A 618-nucleotide genomic window follows, 5' to 3' on the forward strand; every position below is an offset into this window, starting at 1 on the left:
TCATGAACGGCCCCAGCTACCGTCCGAACAAGCGCCCCAAGAACCCCACCGACAAGCCCGCCAAGCCGTCGGTCAAGTAGACGTCATCGGCGCCCGGGGCTGGGGAATTACGTGAACTCAGCCCCGGGGAAATACGTGAACGTCCACAGGCCCCTGCCCGGCATCTACGACCCCACCGGCCCGGGGAAGCTGCTGTTCGCATTCTTCGCAGCGATGGCGGAGACCGAGCGGGAGAACATCCGCGAGTCGACCCTGGAAGGGCTCGACACCGCAGCACGCAAGGGCAAGCACGGCGGCCGGCCCCCGGTCATCACCGACGACATGCTCCACACCGTGCTCCGGCGCCGCGCGGGCGGCGAGTCCGTCGAGCAGATCCAGCCCGACCTGATCATCCCCACCGGCAAACGCAAGGGCCAGAACCCCTCGGTGGCGAGCATCTATCGGGCGCTGGCCGAGCACGCCAAGCGCGAGGCGTACCCCGAAGCCGTCGAACAGGCCCACGCCGACTTCACCGCCCTCCAGGTCGGCGAAGTCCCCGGACCTCGCCCCGCTACCCCTGACCGAGCGTCACTCTGATTACAGAGAGCTACTTGTCACTTCGCCGTAGCTTCGGGAGGA

Annotated in this window: 1 protein-coding gene; it reads left to right on the forward strand. The window is 67.5% G+C overall.

Annotated features, from left to right (window positions below; translation table 11 throughout):
• The first annotated feature begins 135 nt into the window (after positions 1-135).
• On the forward strand, positions 136-576 hold the full coding sequence (locus tag KN815_RS19825) for a recombinase family protein (protein WP_253209098.1): 441 nt from the start codon (positions 136-138) through the stop codon (positions 574-576).
• Positions 577-618 lie beyond the last annotated feature (42 nt).

The sequence above is a fragment of the Streptomyces niphimycinicus genome (assembly GCF_018883605.1).
Classification (GTDB): Bacteria; Actinomycetota; Actinomycetes; order Streptomycetales; family Streptomycetaceae; genus Streptomyces; species Streptomyces niphimycinicus.